The following is a 19,527-nucleotide window of genomic DNA, read 5'->3' on the forward strand; positions in this document are numbered from 1 at the left end:
GCGCGTGGAGGCGGCCATGCTTGAATCACTTTCACTTGCAGCGGGCCTTTCATGGGGCAGCGGTCTGCGCCTTTATCTGACGGTCCTCCTGGCCGGCGTGTTCGAACGTCTTGGCCTGATTCACTTGCCGAACACATTGTCCGCGCTGTCATCGCCATGGGTGATCGGTGCGGCGGCCGTGCTGACGCTGGCCGAATTCCTCGCCGACAAGATCCCCGCGTTCGATTCGCTGTGGGATGCGATCCACACCTTCATCCGCATTCCGGCCGGCGCCGTGCTGGCCGCCGGCGCGCTCGGCCACGCCGATCCGACGCTGCTGAGCGTTGCCGCGCTCGCGGGCGGCACGCTCGCCGGCACCGCGCATCTCGCGAAGGCGGGCACGCGCGCGCTGATCAACCTGTCGCCGGAGCCGGTGTCGAACGTCGTCACGTCGACCGCCGAGGACGGCCTCGTGGTCGGCGGCGTACTGCTTGCGCTGTTCGTGCCGCTCGTGTTTCTGGTCTTGATGGTAGGCTTCCTGCTGCTCGCGGCGTGGGCATTGCCGCGATTGTGGCGTGGCGTGCAGGGCGGTTTTCGCGGCATGGCCACGCACATGGTGTCGCGATTTGCGAGGAGCAGGCACGATTGAGCGAAGCACTACCAGGATCCAAGGCGGGTTCAAGAACGCGCGCCGACACGAGACCGGCGCGGCGGCTTGGCGGCATCGATCTGTTGCGCCAGGCCATGCGGATGACGGCGCGCGACTGGCGCGCGGGCGAACTGACGATGTTGCTGCTCGCGCTCGTGCTGGCGGTCGCGGCGTTGTCGAGCGTCGGGTTTCTGGGCGATCGGCTGCATCAGGGGCTCGAGCGCGATGCGCGGCGCATGATCGCCGCCGACTTCATCGTGCGCGCCGATCATCCGGTCGATCCGCAATTCGCCGCCGAGGCGCACGCCCTGGGCCTGCGCACCGCCACCACGGCGATCTTTCCCAGCATGATCAATTCGACCGGCGCGCAGCCGGCGTCGCGGCTCGCCGCCGTCAAGGCGGTGTCGCCCGGCTATCCGTTGCGCGGCGCGCTGCGCATCGCGGCGGCGCCGGGTGCGGCCGATCATCCGGCGACGTCGATTCCGGCGCCGGGCACCGTGTGGGTCGACCAGCAGTTGCTCGACGCGCTGAAGCTGAAGATCGGCGATGCGGTGAAGCTCGGCAATCGCAACTTCACGGTCGGCGCGCTGATCACGCGCGAGCTCGATCGCGGCTTTTCGTTCGTCAACTTTTCGCCGCGCCTGATGCTGAACGCCGCTGACGTACCGTCGACGGGCCTGATCACCTATGGCAGCCGTGTCACGTACCGGCTGCTGGTCGCCGGTTCAGACGACGCGGTCGCGCGCTTCGCGCAGTTTGCGCATGAGCACGTCGACGGCGGCAAGCTGCGCGGCGTTGCGCTCGAGTCGCTGCAGGACGGCCAGCCGCAGGTGCGTCAGGCGCTCGATCGCGCGGGCCATTTCCTGACGCTCGTGTCGCTGTTGACCGCGCTGCTCGCGGCCGTCGCGATCGCGATGGCCGCGCACCGCTATATGCGCCGGCATCTCGACGGCTGCGCGGCGATGCGCTGCCTCGGCGTGAGCCAGGCCGCGCTGCGCGCGCTGTTCATGCTCGAATTCGTCGGGCTGGGCGTGCTCGGCGGCGTGCTCGGCGTGGCGCTCGGTTATCTCGGGCATCTCGCGCTGCTGACGTGGCTCGGCGGCCTGATCGACGTGGTGCTGCCGCAGCCGACGCTGTGGCCCGCGCTCGAAGGCATCGCGGCCGGCCTCGTGCTGCTGCTCGGCTTCGCGCTGCCGCCGCTGTTGCCGCTCACGCGCGTGCCGCCGGTGCGCGTGCTGCGGCGTGAATGGGGCGAGGAGGGACGCACTGCGTGGGCCGCCTACGCGGTCGGCATCGTGCTGTTCGCAGGGCTGCTGATACTCGCCGCGGGGGAATTGAAGCTCGGGGGCATCGTCGCGGGTGGATTCGCGGGCGGGCTGCTGGTGTTCGCCGGCATCGCGCGGCTCGCGTTGTGGGGCGCGGCGCGCGTGGTGCGCAGCGAGCGCTTCAATGCGGGCATCGGCTGGCGCTATGCGCTGGCGTCGCTCGAGCGGCGCAGCAGTACCAGCACGCTGCAGATCACCGCGCTCGGCATCGGCCTGATGTGCCTGCTGCTGATCGCGATGACGCGCAACGACCTCGTGCAGGGCTGGCGCAAATCGACCCCGCCCGATGCGCCCAACGAGTTCATCATCGACATCCAGCCCGATCAGCGCGACGCGGTCACGCAGTATCTGGACGCGCACGGCATCGCCGGCGCGGCGCTGTCGCCAATGGTGCGCGGGCGGCTCGTCGCGATCAACGGTAAGGCGGTCAATCCGGATTCGTTCAAGGGCGAGGATGCGCGGCGACTGGTCGACCGCGAGTTCAACCTGTCCTACACGACGCAACTGCCCGACGACAACCGGATCGCCGCGGGAACCTGGTTCGGCGAGACGACGAAGCCGCAGATCTCGATCGAGCAGGGTCTCGCGAAGCTGATCAACGTGAAGCCCGGCGACGTGCTGCGCTTCGACGTGACGGGGCTGACTGTCGAGGCGCCGGTGACGAGCGTGCGCAAGCTCGACTGGGGTTCTTTCAAGGTCAACTTCTTCGTGCTGATGCCGCCGGTTTCGTTGCAGGATTTTCCGGCGACGTTCATCACGAGCTTCCATCTGCCGGTGGATAAACAGTCGACGATCGATGGCCTGATCGCCGCGTATCCCAATCTGACCGCGATCGATACAGGCCCGATCCTCGCGCAGGTGCAGCGCGTGTTGCAGCAGGTGATCGGCGCGGTGCAATTCCTGTTCGCCTTCACGCTCGCGGCCGGCGTGCTGGTGCTGTACGCGGCGCTCGCCGGCACGCGCGACGAGCGTATGCGAGAATCCGCGCTGCTGCGTGCGCTGGGCGCATCGCATCGTCAGGTGCGGGCGGTGCAGGTGGCCGAATTCGTCGCGGTCGGCGCGCTTGCCGGCCTGATGGCGGCGCTCGGCGCGCAGATCGTCGGCTCGATGCTGGCCACGCACGTGTTCGAGTTTTATCTGGACTTCGATCCGTGGCTGCTGCCGGTGGGCATTGCGGCCGGCATCGCGTGTGCCGGTGTCGGCGGGTGGCTGAGTTTGCGGCATGTGTTGGCGCGGCCGGCGCTGCAGTCGCTGCGCGACGCGTGAGTTTTCCTGGTGATGTCTTTTTGCTGTCGAGCAGGGTATGAGCGATTTGAACGACGAAGTGTCCTCGGACAAGCCGACGGCCTTCGAACTGGTGGGCGGCGAGACGCGGGTGCGCGACCTGGTCGACCGGTTTTACGACCTGATGGATCTCGAGGCGGATTTCGCCGGGATTCGCGCGTTGCATCCGGCGTCGCTCGAGGGTTCGCGCGACAAGCTATTCTGGTTTTTGTGCGGCTGGCTCGGCGGTCCCGATCATTACATCGGCCGCTTTGGCCATCCCCGTCTGCGCGCGCGCCATCTGCCGTTCGCGATCGCGTCGAGCGAGCGTGACCAGTGGTTGAGGTGCATGGCATGGGCGATGGAGGATGTCGGCTTGCCGGAACCGCTGCGCGAGCGCCTGCTCGGCTCGTTCTTCGAAACCGCCGACTGGATGCGCAACCGCAATGGCTGACACGCCGCCGCACGCCACCTCGGCACCGTACTCGGTCGAAGCCGACTATGCGGCGCTCGCGCCGCGGGCGCGCGAGGTTCTCGACTGCTGGTTCGGTGCGCCGGGCACGCCGGAGCGCGGCACGGAGCGCAAGTTCTGGTTCAAGCGCGATGACGCCGTCGATACGATGCTGCGCGAACGTTTCGGTAACCTGATCGATGCGGCGAGCGCGGGTGAGCTCGACGCATGGCAGAGCACGCCGTTGGGTGCGTTGGCGCTCGTCATCGTGCTGGACCAGTTTTCCCGCAACTGCCATCGCAATACGCCGCGCGCCTTCGCGACCGACGGCAAGGCGCTGCAAACCGCGCAACGGATCATCGCGAGCGGCGCCGATCGGCTGTTGCCGGACGTGCAGCATCGCGCGTTCGCGTATCTGCCGTTCGAGCACGATGAAACGCTCGCGAGCCAGCAGGAGTCGCTGCGTCTGTTCAAACAGCTTGCGGCGGAGCCGGGCGGTGACGGCTACTATCAGTACGCGCTGCGCCACGCGAAAGCGATCGAACGATTTGGCCGCTTTCCACATCGCAACGGGTTGCTCGGACGTGAATCGAGCGACGAGGAGATCGCGTTCCTGCGCGAGCCCGGTTCGTCGTTCTGAATCGACGCGGACGCGCGCGCGAGACACTCGGCCGGCGCGACGCGTTGCGCGGCTCTATTCGTCGCCGTGCCGCTTGCCCGCCATCGGCGTGCGCACGAAGACGCGCAACAGCTCATCCGAGTCGCCCGGTCGCGCACCGGACCAGAACAGCCGCCATTCGCCGGCCGGCGGCCGCGCGTTGTCGCGGCGGCTTTCCTCGATCAGCCAGGTGCAGGCGGTCGTGCGCGGATCTTCGCTCGGCTGATGCACGATACCCGTGTAGTAGAAGAGCATCGGCGCTTCGGATTCGCCGAGTCCGGAGCTTGCCATGCAGTCGCCGTCGTTCCATTCGATATCCACCTTCGCGCCGAGGTCCCGGAACACCGAGCGGTAGCTTTTCGCGTAGTCGAGCCACGGCAGCAACAGCGTGCTGACGAGCCCCCAGACGAGCATCGCGCCCGCGCACCAGCTGAGCGCGCCGCGCCATTTGCCCGCGTACTTGAACGACGGCAGCAGCCACAGCCAGCCGATCGTCAGCAGCAGCGCGCCGACGATCAGCGCGGGCGAAATCGGCAGCACCCAGTCGAGCGGCAGCCAGCGGCCGAGCAGATGCAGCGACGCATGCGTGCTCGCGGGGGTCGTCATGATCGACCAGACGATCCACACGAGCGCGGCCGCGCTGCCGAACAGCACTCGGCTAGTCATATCCCAGCCGGTATGCAGGCGCGCCGGCAAACGTTCGACGCCCTGCATCGCGACCAGCGCGAGCGGCGCGATGAACGGCAGGATGTATAGCTCGCGAACCGTCGCCGAGCTTTGCAGCACCGCGAAACCGATACCCGCGAACAGCACCGGCAACGCGACGCCCGGATCGCGCCAGCGCCGCCATGCGCCACCGGCGAGCGCGGCCAGCGCGAGCGGTACGACCGGAAAGCCGACGCTCAGCACGGTGCGCAGTACGAACAGGTGGCTCTCGTTTTCGGAGCCGAGCTCGGCGACCGAAAAACCGAAGAAACGCCCGACGTTGTTATCCCACAGCCACACCTTGAAGAGTGCCGCTGAGCGCAGGTAGAAGCAAATCGGCCAGATCAGCGCGAACGGCGCGCAGACGAGCGCGGCGAGGCCGAGCGCGCCGGCGAAGCCGCGGCTGCGGCATGCGGGATAGAGCAGCAGCGCCGCGCAGGTGGTGGCGCCGAACACGAGCGGTACGAACAGCCCCTTGGCGAGCAGCGACACGCCGACGCCCGCGCCGAACATCGTCGCGCCGCTGATGATCGCGTGACGCCGCTCGCGGGCATCGAGCGGTTTGGTGTGCCGGGCGGCTTGCGAGTGCATCGGTAAATACGACGCGGCGCGCGGGTCGTCACGCAGATGCACGAGTACGAGTTCGAACAGTCCGCAAAAGCCGAGCGCGGCGCCGGCCATCAGCGCGACGTCGGTCATCATGTCGTGCACGTGCTTGACGACGACGAGCGTGCCGCCGAACAGCGCGAGCGTGCCGATCACGCGCAGGTCGAACCAGCTCGACGCAGCGACCGCGCGACGCGCGACCCGCGCGGTGTAATACACCGTCAGGCCCGCGAACAGCGCACTCGCGAGCCGTGCCGCATCGTGCAGCGGCAGATAGCGGCCGAACATCCACGCGAGGCCCGTGGCGACCCAATCGTAGATCGGCGGCTTTTCGACGAAGGGCTGGCCGGCATTGGTCGGCACGACGAGGTCGCCGGTATCGAGCATGTGCTGGACGATGCCGAATGTGTAGGTTTCGTCCTGCTTCCACGGTTCGTGGCCGAGAATGCCGGGGGCGAGCCACGCGCACAGGATCGCCAGCGCGATCAGCCACAGCAGCGGGCGGATCGCCGCGAGCGCGCGCCAACGCTGCAGGCCGCGCGTTGCGCGGTCGGCAGAACCGGCGGAGCCCGATGGATGGGCGCTGTCGGCGCTGTATACCGCTGCGGCCGAAGCCGCGGGGTCCCCGGCCGCCGGCTGGGTCTGCGCGCCGGCAAACGGGTGCGCGGTGCCGGCGGAAAGCGAAGCCTCGTGCGCGCCACCTGCTGGAGCGGCCGAGGTCGTGGCCGTCGCGTTGGCACTGTGCGCGCGCCAGCGCGTGGACTGCTTGTGTTGCATGGAAGTCTCTGGTCAGCGTACGCGGCGGCGTTGGCCTCGTACTTATGCTTTGCTTACGTCGCCTGCGGATGCATACGATCTGGTCGATTGTAGCGCCGCATTATTACTGAAGATTACACACGAACGAACGCGCGCGCATTCGATGCGCGGCGGTGCCGGTTTCATGAGAAATCGACCAGGGTTCGTGGGGAAAGAGGAGAGGGGAGCGGGCTGGAAAGGCGCGGCCGTAGTGGACCGTGCCAAGTGTTTAAGGCTTGCGCCGCGTTGCGTGCGGCGTTCGCTCAGCGGCCGCCGGCGACGTCGAACAGCGCGCCCGTCACGTACGACGACGCGTCGCTGAGCAGCCACACGATGGCCTCGGCGACTTCGTCGGCGCGGCCGGGGCGGCCGAGCGGCGTGGTCGCGCCCAGTTGCGCGGCGCGCTCGGGCTTGCCGCCGCTCGCATGGATCTCGGTGTCGATCAGGCCCGGACGCACCGCGTTCACGCGCACGCCCTGCGGGCCGAGTTCTTTCGCGAGGCCGAGCGTCATCGTGTCGATTGCGCCTTTCGACCCCGCATAGTCGACGTATTCGTTCGGCGAACCGAGCCGCGCCGCCGCCGACGAAACATTGACGATCGCGCCGCCCGCGCCGCCGCGCTGGGTCGACATGCGCCGTGCCGCTTCCCGTGCGCACAGATAGGCGCCGAGCACGTTGACGTCGAACACGCGTTTCAGACGCGCGAAGTCCATATCGGCGAGCTGGCTCGACGGCGCGACGATGCCCGCGTTGTTGACGAGCGCATCGATGCGGCCGAAGGATTGCTGCAGCGTATCGAACATGCCGGTCACGTCGGCTTCGTTCGCGACATCGCCGGCGATCGGCACCGCGCGGCCGCCCGCGTGTTCGACCTCTGCGACTGTCTGCTGCGCGGCGGCGAGGTCACGCACGTAGTTCACGCCGACGCACCAGCCGCGCGCGCCAAGCAGACGCGCGGTGGCACGGCCAATGCCGCGGCTGCCGCCGGTGATCAGAACAGCTTTCGTCATCGCAACCTCGTCGTTGGGGTGGTGCGTGCGCGGCGCGCTTCGCTCGGGTTCGGCGGACCCGCGATTCAGATCGCGTCGCTTTGGACCGCCGCCCATTTGTCGCGCGCGGGCGGCGCGTAGCGTTGCAGCTTGCCGATCAACGCGAGCGGATCGGCGTCGATCTGCAGCATGTCGAGATAGGTTTTGCGCAAGAAGCCTTCGTCGACCGTGTGCTGAAGCAGGTCGATCAGCGGCGCGTAGAAGCCGTCGGTGTTCAGGAGTGCAACCGGTTTGCCGTGGTAGCCGAGCTGCGCCCACGTGAAGACCTCGAACAGCTCCTCGAGCGTGCCCGCGCCGCCGGGCATCGCGACGAACGCGTCGGACAGCTCGGCCATCATCTTCTTGCGATGATGCATGTCCGGCACCACGTGCAGTTCGGTCAGGCCGTTATGCCCCACTTCCTTGCTGACGAGCAGCTCGGGAATCACGCCGATCGCGCGGCCGCCTTCGGCCATCACGGTATCGGCGATCACGCCCATCAGCCCCACCTTGCCGCCGCCATAGACGAGCGCGAGATCGGCCTCGACCAGCGCACGGCCGAACGCGCGCGCCGCCTGCGCATACAACGGTTTGGCTCCCATCGAGGAGCCGCAATAGACACACACCGACTTCATGCTCAACTGTCCTTCGATTCGTTGCGAGGCGCGGCGCCTTCACGCGGCGGCAGGTAGTCGTAGAACTCGCGCTTGGGCAGCGTGCCCGATACGAGGTCGTCGAACAGCTGCCGCGAGCGGCCGCGCAGGTAGGGCGCCATCAGCGAGACGATCTGCACGCTGACCTGATGCAGCTCTTCGCGGATCGCTTCCTGCTCGTTGTATTTGCGCGGATTCATCACGAACTGATATGACAGCCAGTACGTGCCGATCACGCCGACGTTGGTCGCGATCACCTGCATTTCCTGCGGCGTCGCGACCATTTCGCCGTCGGCGACGAGCTGTTCGCAGAACTGGCTCGCGAAGCGCACCTTATGGCTGATGATCTGCTTGAAGTGCGTCTCGAGCGTGCGGTTGCGCGCGAGGAGGTCGTTCAGGTCGCGGTACAGGAAGCGGTAGCGCCACGTGAAATCGACCATGTACTGCAGATACGACCACATCTCGTCGATGGTCGCGCGATGGTCGTCGGGGAAACGCAGACGCTTCTCGATCTCCTGCTCGAACTGGCTGAAGATGCTGTTGATGATGTCGTCTTTGTTGCGGAAGTGGTAGTACAGGTTGCCTGGGCTGATTTCCATTTCCTCGGCGATCGTCGTCGTCGTGACGTTCGGCTCGCCGATTTCGTTGAACAGCTTCAACGACAGTTCGAGAATCCGTTCGCGCGTGCGGCGGGGAGGTTTGGCTTCCATGTCGTCCGGCCCTGGTTATGCCGGGCTGGGCGCGTGGCGGCGTGCCGCTGCTGCGTGTTCCACCCGGATGCGGTTGGTATATTGAGCTCTTCCCGAACCCGCCGACACGCGGCGGGCCCCCCGAAAGGGCAGGATGAGGCGAGGCGCGGATCCGTTTGCGCGAGCGCTTTCCTGTGAGACTGTTAAACGATTATAAACCGAGCGTTCTAATACCCAACCGCCTGCGCGGATTTTCATCCTGTGGGGGCGTGGCGAAGCGTGCGCTTCAACCCGCATCGAACCTCAAAGCCACGCGCGAACCCAGCCGACGACCAGCGGCCCGACGATGACTCCCCACGTCATCACACACATGCCGAGCGCGACCATCACGGCCGCACTGCCGAGATCCTTCGCGCGGCGCGACAACTCGTGACGTTCGAGCGAGATCCGGTCGATTGCCGCTTCGACGCTCGAGTTGAGCAGCTCGACGATCAGCACGAGCAGCACCGAGCCGAGCAGCAACACGCGCGACACGGGATCGACGGGCACCACGAGGCCGCACGGAATCAGGATCGCGGCCAACGTGAGTTCCTGACGAAACGCGCTTTCCTCGCGAATCGCAACGCGAAAACCGGCCAGCGAGTTTTTCATCGCGTGCCATGCGCGCGTGAGGCCGCGGTTGCCTTTGTAGGGGTTGAAGGGCAGCGGGGCGAGCGGGTCGTCGGGGCTGAGCGGTTCGTTGGGGGCGTCGTGGGTCGAGTCGCGAGTCGTGTCCTGGGTGGCGTCAGCTTGCACGCCACCCGCGACGCTGGCGCCGCCGGTCATGGTCCTCGCGCCGTTCACCCGATGCACGGTATCCGCATGCCCGGTCATACCCGGCTCGCGTACGTCGTCGAACGGTTCGATGCTGGTGGTGTCGCGGGTGGACTTGGCGGCGCGCAGTGCGCCGTTCGACGCGCCTTCGGCGCTGGATCGACTGCTTCGCATGGATGGCTCCGCGCGCCGCATCACGCAGCGGCGCTTTCCTCACGATACGCCGTGTCGCGCAGCGGCTTCAGATGCGCGGCGAATTGTGCGGACGCCGCTGCCCACGAGAAGCGCTCGGCCCATGCGCGCGCATGCGACCGATCGATCTTCAGTGCCTCCAGACACGCTTCGCGCAGATCCTCGTGCATTGCACCGGCGCCGCCGTCGCCGAGCACGTCGATCGGGCCGGTGACCGGATAAGCGGCCACCGGCGTGCCGCATGCGAGCGCTTCGAGCAGCACGAGTCCGAACGTGTCGGTGCGGCTCGGAAACACGAAGACGTCGGCGGCCGCGTAGACCTTCGCGAGTTCGGCCTGCGACAGCACGCCCAGATAGTTGACCTGCGGATAGCGCGACTTCAGTTCGGCGAGCGCCGGACCTTCGCCCGCGACCCACTTCGAGCCGGGCAGGTCGAGCTGCAAGAATGCCTCGACGTTCTTCTCGACCGCCACGCGTCCCACGTACAGGAAGATCGGCCGCGCGGTGTTGAGCACCTTCGAGTCCATCGGACGGAAGATTTCGAGATCGACGCCGCGCGTCCACAGCACGACGTTCGTGAAGCCAAACTTCTCGAGGTCCTGCTTGACGACGGGGGTCGGCGCCATTACCGCGAGCGACGGCTTGTGAAACCAGTGCAGAAACCTGTAGGTCGCCGCGAGCGGGATGCGAAAGCGCGCCTGCACGTACTCGGGAAAGCGCGTGTGATACGCGGTCGTGAACGGCAGCTTGTGTTCGAGCGCATACGCGCGCGCGGCCATGCCCAGCGGACCTTCGGACGCGATGTGCAACGCGTCGGGCGCGAAACGGGCGATGCGCTCGCGCAGCCGGCGGCGCGGCAGCAACGACAGGCGTATCTCCGGGTAAGTCGGGCACGGGATGGTGCGGAATTCGAGCGGCGTCAGCAGATCGACCTGATGGCCGAGCGCGGTGAGTTCGCGCCGGGTGTTCTTCAGCGTGCGTACGACACCGTTGACCTGCGGCTCCCATGCGTCGGTGACGATCATGATCTTCATCGCGTTGTTCATCGCTGCGGGCCCTGTGGAAGTGGAGAGTGGAAGTGCTCAGGCAGTGGCGCGGGCTTTTTGCGTGCCCGCCTGGGGCGCGCGCAGCGCAGTCCAGAAGATCACCTTGAGCTCGCCTTCATAAGTCTCGACGAGCGCCGACAGACTCTCGACCCAATCGCCATCGTTGCAATAGAGCACGCCATCGATCTCGCGCATCTCGGCCTTGTGGATGTGGCCGCAGACGACGCCGTCGCAGCCGCGGCGACGCGCTTCGTCGGTCATTACGCGTTCGAACGACGAGATGAAGTTGACCGCGTTCTTGACCTGATGCTTCAGGTATTGCGACAGCGACCAGTACGGAAATCCGAGCTTGCTGCGAATGCGGTTGAACCAGCGGTTCAGCACGAGGATCATCGTGTACAGCGTGTCGCCGAGATAGGCGAGCCATTTCGCGTGCTGGATCACGCCGTCGAACAGATCGCCGTGCACGATCCACAGCCGCTTGCCGGCGAGCGTCGTGTGGAACGCTTCGCCGCGTACGTGGATGTCGCCGAACGCGAGGTCGCAGAACTGGCGCGCGGCTTCGTCGTGATTGCCGGGCACGTAGATGACCTGAGTGCCTTTGCGGGCTTTGCGCAGCACTTTCTGCACGACGTCGTTGTGCGCCTGCGGCCAGTACCAGCCTTTCTTCAACTGCCAGCCGTCGATGATGTCGCCGACGAGGTACAGGTACTCCGATTCGTTGTGGCGCAGGAAGTCGAGCAGATATCCCGCCTGGCAGCCGCTCGAGCCGAGATGGATATCCGAGAGCCAGATCGTGCGATAGCGATGCGGATCGTCGTGGCCGTCGTCGGGATGATCGGCGCGGGCATCGAGTGATGGCGTCGCGGGCAGCGGCAGGCCGTGTTGAGTAGAACCCGGAGCGGGCCGGAACGCGACGGGGTCGACGCTCGGTCCGGTTTGACGAAACAGGGAAGTCGCGGACGTATTGGGGTCCATGGCTCACGCGTCGAGTGGCGGTGCCCGTATTGGGCCGGGTGCGCGTGACTGCGGCGTGACAGTCATGAGAAGTTCTTATTACGGAGGGGCCTTGGCGGGGCCTGTTTTTTCGTTGTTCTGGCTTTGTTGGCCTTTCCTTGTTGGCTTATCGGTCTATTAGCGTTGCCCCTGTGCGGGGCGGCACCTACTTTCTTTGCTGCTGCAAAGAAAGTAGGCAAAGAAGACAGCTCAAACCGCAAGCTCATAAGCGGGTCCCCTGGCTTGGAAGGGGTAGTGGTGCATCTGGAATCCGTGCCCTCGCACGTTCTGCCGTTCGTGACAAAGCCGTCATCCCTCCCGCTCCGCACTACGTGCGTCGCGGACGGGTCTGCCTGGGAAACCAATGGTTTTGCCCGCGCAGCGGGGACCCTCGGCTGCGCCTCGGCGACGCGCAGAAACAACCAGTGGTTTTTGAGCGGGGTTTCGGCGCGCGTAGCGCCGCCGGAAGAATGACTGCCTTGTCACTGGCGCGGAATGTGCGGGAGCACGGATTCCAGATGCACCACTACCTCATGCAGACCGAGGGACCCGCTTAAGAGTTGGCGGTTTTAGCTGTCTTCTTTGCCTACTTTCTTTGCAGCAGCAAAGAAAGTAGGTGCCGCCCCGCACAGGGGCAACGCTAATAAACCGACAAGCCAGCAAGGAAAGGCCAACACCGCACAATAAGAAAAAAGCCCCAACCCCGCGGCACGCGCTCACCCTCTAACCCGCTTCCCCTCAACATCCGGCAACAAAACAGTAAGCACCCCAATCAACGGCAAAAACGAACAAACCTTATAAACAAACGCAATACTGGTAGCGTCAGCGAGCTCCCCAAGCACGGCGGCGCCCACGCCGCCAAGCCCAAAGGCAAAACCAAAGAACAACCCAGCCACCATCCCAACCTTCCCAGGAATCAACTCCTGCGCATAAACAAGAATCGCCGAGAACGCCGAGGCGAGCACCACCCCAATAACAACCGTCAGCACACCAGTCCAGAACAGATTCGCATACGGCAACAGCAGCGTAAAAGGCGCGACGCCAAGAATCGACACCCAGATCACGTACTTGCGCCCGATCCTGTCGCCGATCGGCCCGCCGATCACCGTACCCGCCGCGACCGCCGCGAGGAACACGAACAGATGGATCTGCGCGGCCTGCACCGACAGATGGAACCTGTCGATCAGATAGAACGTGAAATAGCTATTGATGCTGGCGAGATAGAAGTACTTGGAGAACACCAGCAACACCAGCACGCTCATCGCCAGGATGATCTTGTTACGCGGCAGCGTCACGTGCGCGCCCTGGCCGCGCGCCTTCCTGACCGACGGATGACGCTTGTACCAGCGGCCGATCTGCGTGAGCACGACGATCGCGACGAGCGCCGCCGCCGAGAACCACGCGATGCTGCGTTGCCCGTGCGGAATCACGATCAGCGCGGCGAGCAGCGGCCCGAGCGACGAACCCGCATTGCCGCCGACCTGGAACAACGACTGCGCGAGACCGTGACGGCCACCCGAGGCCATCCGCGCGACTCGCGACGACTCCGGATGGAACACCGACGATCCGCAGCCGACCAGCGCCGCGGCGACCAGCAGCACGCCGAAGTTCGGCGCGACCGACATCAGCAGCAGCCCGGTCAGCGTGAAGCCCATGCCGACCGGCAGCGAGTACGGCTTCGGATGTTTGTCGGTATAGCTGCCGACGAGCGGCTGCAGCAGCGACGCGGTGACCTGGTAGGTCAGCGTGATCAGACCGATCTGCCCGAACGACAACGAGAAGTTGTCCTTGAACATCGGGTAGATGGCGAGGATCAGCGACTGGATCATGTCGTTGAGCAGGTGCGAAAAGCTGATCGCACCGAGCACGGAATACACCGTGCGCTGGACCTTGGCAGCCGCCGGCGCAGCGGCGGCCGGGGACGCGCTCGCCCCCGTGGCGGATGCGCCGGCAAGGGCGCTTTTATCGAGGCTCGTTTCCATACGCTAGAAAAAAAGATCGGGAAAACGGTGGAATGAAAGATCGGCACCGAAAACCGGTGCGGGCAGCACGCCTCGTAGGCGCGTTCCGCAAAGCACTGCGGCGTTTCGTCGCGGCAACCGGCGTTTTGAATATCTAGCCGAAGTTTAATGTGGCCGAAGCGAATTGTAAGGACAAGTTTTGTCGCGAATCGGACAAGGGGGCGGATGATTTTTCATTCGGCGGTGAAAGGACGAATCGTCAGCTCTTTGCCTGAAGAAACTTTTTTTGGCGAGTTTTTGGCCACGGTATAAAGCGCTCGCGATTGCGCGGCTCACGAAGCAGCGCGTCGAACATGGAACCGGGAACGGCAAGCGGCGCACGACCCGCCCCGGCCTGCACAAGCGAAATTCAAGATCGCGGGGCGCGCTGCCGTAGACCCGGGGAGATAAGTGGTGATGCCGGAACCGACCTTCCGGCGCGTCGACATGTGGGGACGGGGATGATGAAAGCAGTGGCACACAGCGCAGCGGCAACGAAGTTCAACGGCCTGTCGGTCAAGGCGACGCTGCGGATCGCGTTTGCGATTCTGCTCGCCGGCACGCTGCTGATCGGCGTGTTTTCGCTGCTGCAGATCGGCCGGCTGAACGCGTCCGCGCAATCGATCTACGACCAGGGCCACGTCGCGAGCCGCGCCGCCGAGGAAGCGCGCGGCCACATGCTGCGCGCGAGCCGCGCGCAAAAGATGCTGCTCACCGCGACCACCGCGAAGGAGCGCGACGAACTCGGGGCCGACATCGAGCGCGGCCTCGCAGGTCTCAACGAGCAACTGCGCACGCTCCAGCAGTACGTCGATAAGTCGGACGCGAAGGCGCTCGGCGCGCAGAAGGCGTTCACCGCGGCGGTCGCGGCATGGAGCAGTCACCTGCGCGACTTCGTCACGCTCGTGAAAGCGCAGCCGCTCGATCTGTCACAGATGAACTGGCAGGTCGGCACGCAGGACGTGTCGCTGCTCGTCGAAACCGGCAAGCTCGAAAAGCTCGTCGACGAACTCGTCGCGCAGCGCGGCACCGCCGCGAAGGCGACGATCGACGCGTCCGGTTTCATCTATCACTCGTCGTTCGTGATGATCGCGGTGATGACGTTCGCACTGATCGTGCTCGCGATCGGCATCGCCGCGTGGGTCGTGCGGCGACTCACCGCGCAGCTCGGCGGCGAGCCCGCGTACGCGAAGGAGATCGCGCGCCGCATCGCCGCGGGCGATCTGTCGAACCGCATCGCGCTCGGCGGCAAGGACCGTGCGAGCATGCTGTTCGCGCTGTCCGACATGCAAAGCGGACTCGCGACGACGGTTGCCGACATCGCGTCGAGCGCCGATGCGATCGCGACCGCGTCCGGGCAGATTTCGATGGGCAATCTCGATCTGTCGCAGCGTACCGAACAGCAGGCGCTCGCGCTCGAGCGCACCGCGAGCAGCATGGAGCAGCTGACCTCGACGGTGCGTCAGAACGCCGACAACGCAAAGCAGGCGAGCACGCTCGCGAACAACGCGTCGGCGATCGCCGAGCAGGGCGGTGCGGTCGTGAGCCGCGTGGTGGCGACGATGAACGAGATCAACGACAGCGCGCGCAGCATCGGCGACATCATCGGCGTGATCGAGGGGATCGCGTTCCAGACCAACATTCTCGCGCTGAACGCGGCCGTCGAGGCGGCGCGCGCGGGCGAGGAGGGGCGCGGCTTTTCGGTCGTCGCGGCGGAAGTGCGCAATCTCGCGCAGCGCAGCGCGGCGGCCGCCAAGGAGATCAAGGGCTTGATCCAGACTTCGGTCGAGCGCGTCGGCAACGGCTCGACGCTCGCCGCGGACGCCGGTCAGACGATGGACGAAGTCGTCAAGGCCGTGAAGCGCGTGACCGACATCATGGGCGAGATTTCGGCGGCGTCGTCCGAGCAGAGCGCCGGTATCGAGGCGATCAGTCTCGCGGTCACGCAGATGGACTCGGGCACGCAGCAGAACGCCGCGCTGGTGGAGGAGGCCACCGCCGCGGCCCGCTCGCTCGACGATCAGGCGCGCGGGCTGAAGGCGATGGTGGGGAAGTTCAGGCTATAAAAGGCGGCGCGGGCGTCAGCTCGCGTTGGCCGACGAGGAGCCGGAGCCCGTCCCCGGCCGCACCACCACCGTGCAGGTCGTGCCCGCCGCCAGCATCACGTCGGGCGGCACCGAGTCGATCCGCACGCGCACCGGCACGCGCTGCGCGAGGCGCACCCAGTTGAAGGTCGGATTCACGTCCGCGAGCAGCTCGTGGCTTTGCGGATTGTCGCGGTCGTAGATGCCGCGCGAGATGCTCTCCACGTGACCTTGCAGCGTGCCGCCGCTCATCAGCCGCACTTCGGCCTGATCGCCGACGCGCACGTGCGGCAGCTTGGTTTCCTCGAAGTAGCCATACACCCAGAACGAGTGACTATCGACGATCGCGAGCTTCGCGGCGCCGGCCGTCGGATAGTCGCCGCGGAACACGGACAGGTTCATCGAAAGCTGTGGAGATTTTGGGCCGTCGCCCATGTACGGACTGCCTGTCGCACGGTAATCATCTGACTGCTGTCAATCCTGGCAGCGACTTCAGATAGACCATCGACACACCTATGTCCCTGTCCGTATTTGAGATGCACTCCCTGGAGCTGTTCTGCCAGCGGCCACCGGGTACCTGGTACGTCATCTGCGACGAATGGCACTATAAAGCGTGCCTCGGCAAGGCCGCAGACCTTCAGAGAGCCTGGGCGGAGACCCGCGAATTTCTTGCTATCGCCACACTGAATCGCGGAAAGTGGGAGGAGGACCGGAAGCTAGTCAAGAATCTCATCGACAGTCACTGGCTGTTTTTTCATGATGTACGGGACCGGAACCCTGACACCGATGGCTGGCGGGTCATCGTTGCTCTGTTCGAAGAGATGCGCCGGGGCAAACTGCTTGCCGTTAAAGGTCCGCGTAATGGCCTGTTTCCGTCACCGTACAGCGGCACGCCGTTAATGAATCCCGAAGGGAGGACCGGCAGTCACCCGGACGGTGAACCTGTGCTGTCCGTCCAGTATGATCCGGCCACCTGGCAAACGCAGCTGAACGCTGCGCGCGCAGCCCGGGCGACACCGCCGCGCATCGAGATACCACAGGCACTGACCAAGGCGCAGCGGTGGCAGACGCGCAAGGCGCTGATTGCGGCGGGCAATGCGACCATGTCCGGGCGCGTGCGGGCAGCGGCTGAACGGCTTGCGCGCAACAATGTCGCGGTGGAGAAGGCCAGACTCTCCGATCATGTCTACGAGCCGTCCAGGCCGGTGCCCGAAGGGTGGACGAACCGCAGCGGGGATATGGAATTTCTGGATTGGTATGGCTTGAAGCCGAAAGACCTGAAAATCAAGGGTTCCAATTTTGGAGCGCAGCTATACGAACCCGATCGTCATGTCTTCGGCGACGATATGAAGCCCACCCTCGCCTTCAAGGGAACCGAAATGACGAGCCTGGCCGACTGGTCGAACAACTTTAGCCAAAGCGTGGATAGGGAATCGCCCTATTACGAGAGGGCTGTCAATACAGGCAAAAAATTAGCCTTCTCAGCAGAACCTATCGACATAACAGGTCACTCGTTAGGCGGTGGCCTGTGTTCGGCTGCATCCGTCGCCAGAGGCAAGGACTGCTGGAGCTTCAATGCAGCGGGCCTGCACCCGAAGACGGTCCAGCATTACGGCGGCCAGGTCACGCCATCGAACATCAATGCGTACCATGTGAACGGCGACATTCTGACCGTGGCACAGACGTGGACGCCCCTACCCGGTGCAGCCGGTACTGCCTATCCCCTGCCCGGCAGCGGATCGCCGGTGTCGCGGCACTTCATCAGGCAGGCAATAGACGGCATCGAGCAGCAGAAGGCGGAGGACATCTCCGTACTTGAAACACTGTCATAACGGGGCTGAAAGCGATGAAAACACTCAGCCGAATTCTTATCGTGCCGGTGCTGTTACTGGCGCTATCCCCTGTAGTTCATGCAATGAAAAAATTTCCCGCCACTGATTTTTTTAGCGGCCCGCAACTCGAACTGGCGCAGGCCATCGAGCGAGGTGATATGGAGCAGGTCCGGCGATTGGCCCCGAAGACAGACCTGAACACGCCCGGACGCAAGAACATGACGATGCTGTTTTTTGCGTTTCAGGAGGCGTTGCAGCGCGACCCGCATCGGCTTGCGGTTGCGTCGGAGGTGGTGAGGGCGGGGGCCGATTCCTTGCAGGAAGTGCCGAATTTTGGCGATCCGCTCGGGGTCGTGCTCAACAGCTCGCACCCGGAATTCCTGCGTGCGATGCTAGACGGCGGTGTTGATCCAAACTTGATTTCAGAAGGCACCCCGATAATTTTTGATGTTGCAAAGGAGTCGACATCTGGTTCGCTCAGGCTGCTGGTGGAGCGTGGCGCAGATGTGAACCGGCGCGATTCGTTGCGTAATTCAGTGCTATTTGAAGCATTGATGAACAACGCACTCGACCAGATTGACTACCTTCTCGATCACGGCGCAAACCCGTCTACTTACAACATCAACGGAGTATCGTTCCCATTCGCGCTTTCACATGACATCAACAGAAACGCCTCCGCGCCTGATTCACCAGCCTACATGAAGCTGGTCGAAATCCGGGACCGCATCATCAAGATGGGCGTGAAATGGCCTCCGGAGACTCCGGAACAGATAAAAGCACGTTGGGGAGCCAATCCTCCGCGACGGCTCGATGACAGCAAGCTTCCGCTACCTTGAGGCAGAAACCGGAAGAGCTACATCCGGGTAGCCCTCAGACTGCTGACCAACCCCACGTTTTTCGGAGCGTGGGGTTTTGTTTTTTCAGGCAAGAAGCGATGAAAACACTCAGCCGAATCCTTATCGTGCCGGTGCTGTTACTGGCGCTGTCCCCTGTGGTTCATGCAATGAAAAAATTTCCCGCCACTGATTTTTTTAGCGGCCCGCAACTCGAACTGGCGCAGGCCATCGAGCGAGGTGACATGGAGCAGGTCCGGCGGCTGGCACCGAAGACGGACCTGAACACGCCCGGACGCAAGAACATGACGATGCTGTTTTTTGCCTTTCAGGAGGCGTTGCAGCGCGACCCGCATCGGCTTGCGGTTGCGTCGGAGGTGGTGAGGGCCGGGGCCGATCCCTTGCAGGCCGTACCGGATTTTGGCAGCCCCCTCGGGGTCGTGCTCAACAGCTCCCACCCGGAATTCCTGCGCGCGATGCTGGACGGGGGCGTTGATCCTAATCTGGTCTACAAGGGAGATCCATTAATTTTCTTTGTTGCAGGAGAGTCGACATCTGGCTCACTCAAGCTGCTGGTGGAGCGTGGCGCGGATGTGAACCGGCGCGATTCGTTGCGTAATTCAGTGCTGTATGAGGCGCTGGCAAATCGCGCACTAGATCAAATTGACTACTTGCTGGATCATGGGGCGAACCCCGACACCTACGATATCAAAGGCCTGTCGTTTCCTCAGGCGCTATCAACGCGCATTGCCGATAACGCATCCGCGCCCAATTCTCCGACCTACATGAAGCTAATCGAGATTCGGGATCGCATCATCAGGATGGGCGTGAAATGGCCCCCGAAGACACCGGCACAGATACGGGCGCGCTGGGGGGCAAACGCACCACGTTGGCTCGATGACAGCAAGCTTCCGCTGCCTTGAATAACGG

The 19,527-nt window shown here is 64.6% G+C and carries 16 protein-coding genes and 1 pseudogene; 8 read left to right on the forward strand and 9 right to left on the reverse strand.

Features of this window, described 5'->3' with window-relative positions; translation table 11 throughout:
- Nucleotides 1-16 precede the first annotated feature (16 nt).
- The 4 genes from HDG33_RS01590 (at nt 17) to HDG33_RS01605 (ending at nt 4,307) form a co-directional block, all read left to right on the forward strand.
- Nucleotides 17-628, forward strand: coding sequence for a DUF4126 domain-containing protein (locus HDG33_RS01590; protein WP_090805650.1), 612 nt, complete (start codon nt 17-19; stop codon nt 626-628).
- Between the two features lie 101 nt (nt 629-729).
- A complete protein-coding gene (locus tag HDG33_RS01595; RefSeq protein WP_260330308.1) occupies nt 730-3,219 on the forward strand; it encodes an ABC transporter permease in 2,490 nt (829 codons plus the stop codon).
- A 37-nt stretch (nt 3,220-3,256) separates the two neighbouring features.
- Nucleotides 3,257-3,670 carry a group II truncated hemoglobin gene (locus HDG33_RS01600; RefSeq protein WP_184021737.1) on the forward strand — a complete coding sequence of 138 codons (414 nt, stop codon included), beginning with the start codon at nt 3,257-3,259 and terminating at the stop codon, nt 3,668-3,670.
- Nucleotides 3,663-4,307, forward strand: a complete 645-nt coding sequence (locus HDG33_RS01605) for a DUF924 family protein (protein ID WP_184021740.1) — start codon at nt 3,663-3,665, stop codon at nt 4,305-4,307. Before HDG33_RS01600 ends, HDG33_RS01605 begins: the two co-directional genes overlap by 8 nt.
- A gap of 54 nt (nt 4,308-4,361) precedes the next feature.
- On the opposite strand, the gene HDG33_RS01610 is transcribed toward HDG33_RS01605, so the two are convergent.
- From HDG33_RS01610 to HDG33_RS01645, 8 genes are all read right to left on the reverse strand, one after another.
- Nucleotides 4,362-6,413 carry a glycosyltransferase family 39 protein gene (locus tag HDG33_RS01610; RefSeq protein WP_184021743.1) on the reverse strand — a complete coding sequence of 684 codons (2,052 nt, stop codon included), beginning with the start codon at nt 6,411-6,413 and terminating at the stop codon, nt 4,362-4,364.
- Between the two features lie 281 nt (nt 6,414-6,694).
- A complete protein-coding gene (locus tag HDG33_RS01615) occupies nt 6,695-7,441 on the reverse strand; it encodes an SDR family oxidoreductase (RefSeq protein WP_184021746.1) in 747 nt (248 codons plus the stop codon).
- 65 nt (nt 7,442-7,506) lie between these two features.
- Nucleotides 7,507-8,094, reverse strand: a complete 588-nt coding sequence (locus HDG33_RS01620) for a TIGR00730 family Rossman fold protein (protein ID WP_184021749.1) — start codon at nt 8,092-8,094, stop codon at nt 7,507-7,509.
- A gap of 2 nt (nt 8,095-8,096) precedes the next feature.
- Nucleotides 8,097-8,822, reverse strand: a complete 726-nt coding sequence (locus HDG33_RS01625; RefSeq protein WP_018419991.1) for a TetR/AcrR family transcriptional regulator — start codon at nt 8,820-8,822, stop codon at nt 8,097-8,099.
- Between the two features lie 282 nt (nt 8,823-9,104).
- Entirely contained in the window at nt 9,105-9,788 is a 684-nt protein-coding gene (locus HDG33_RS01630) for a diacylglycerol kinase (RefSeq protein WP_184021752.1), read from the reverse strand.
- 20 nt (nt 9,789-9,808) lie between these two features.
- Nucleotides 9,809-10,840 carry a glycosyltransferase family 1 protein gene (locus HDG33_RS01635; protein ID WP_184022820.1) on the reverse strand — a complete coding sequence of 344 codons (1,032 nt, stop codon included), beginning with the start codon at nt 10,838-10,840 and terminating at the stop codon, nt 9,809-9,811.
- A 48-nt stretch (nt 10,841-10,888) separates the two neighbouring features.
- A complete protein-coding gene (locus HDG33_RS01640) occupies nt 10,889-11,830 on the reverse strand; it encodes a UDP-2,3-diacylglucosamine diphosphatase (protein ID WP_090803742.1) in 942 nt (313 codons plus the stop codon).
- A gap of 734 nt (nt 11,831-12,564) precedes the next feature.
- Nucleotides 12,565-13,830: an MFS transporter gene (locus HDG33_RS01645; RefSeq protein WP_184021755.1), complete on the reverse strand. Its 1,266-nt coding sequence runs from the start codon at nt 13,828-13,830 to the stop codon at nt 12,565-12,567.
- A gap of 482 nt (nt 13,831-14,312) precedes the next feature.
- Here HDG33_RS01645 and HDG33_RS01650 point away from each other — a divergent pair, with 482 nt between their 5' ends.
- Nucleotides 14,313-15,914 carry a methyl-accepting chemotaxis protein gene (locus HDG33_RS01650; RefSeq protein ID WP_184021758.1) on the forward strand — a complete coding sequence of 534 codons (1,602 nt, stop codon included), beginning with the start codon at nt 14,313-14,315 and terminating at the stop codon, nt 15,912-15,914.
- Between the two features lie 15 nt (nt 15,915-15,929).
- Here HDG33_RS01650 and HDG33_RS01655 read toward each other — a convergent pair.
- Nucleotides 15,930-16,331: pseudogene (locus HDG33_RS01655) on the reverse strand (HlyD family efflux transporter periplasmic adaptor subunit); the annotation flags it as partial.
- Nucleotides 16,332-16,447: 116 nt separating this feature from the next.
- On the opposite strand from HDG33_RS01655, the gene HDG33_RS01660 reads away from it, so the two are divergent.
- From HDG33_RS01660 to HDG33_RS01670, 3 genes are all read left to right on the forward strand, one after another.
- Nucleotides 16,448-17,764, forward strand: coding sequence for a DUF2974 domain-containing protein (locus HDG33_RS01660; RefSeq protein ID WP_184021760.1), 1,317 nt, complete (start codon nt 16,448-16,450; stop codon nt 17,762-17,764).
- 14 nt (nt 17,765-17,778) lie between these two features.
- Nucleotides 17,779-18,600 (forward strand): ankyrin repeat domain-containing protein, encoded by an 822-nt coding sequence (locus HDG33_RS01665; protein WP_184021766.1) that lies wholly within the window; start codon nt 17,779-17,781, stop codon nt 18,598-18,600.
- Between the two features lie 98 nt (nt 18,601-18,698).
- Entirely contained in the window at nt 18,699-19,520 is an 822-nt protein-coding gene (locus HDG33_RS01670) for an ankyrin repeat domain-containing protein (protein ID WP_184021769.1), read from the forward strand.
- Nucleotides 19,521-19,527: the final 7 nt, after the last annotated feature.

Source organism: Paraburkholderia sp. Cpub6 (assembly GCF_014201065.1).
Lineage (GTDB): Bacteria > Pseudomonadota > Gammaproteobacteria > Burkholderiales > Burkholderiaceae > Paraburkholderia > Paraburkholderia tuberum.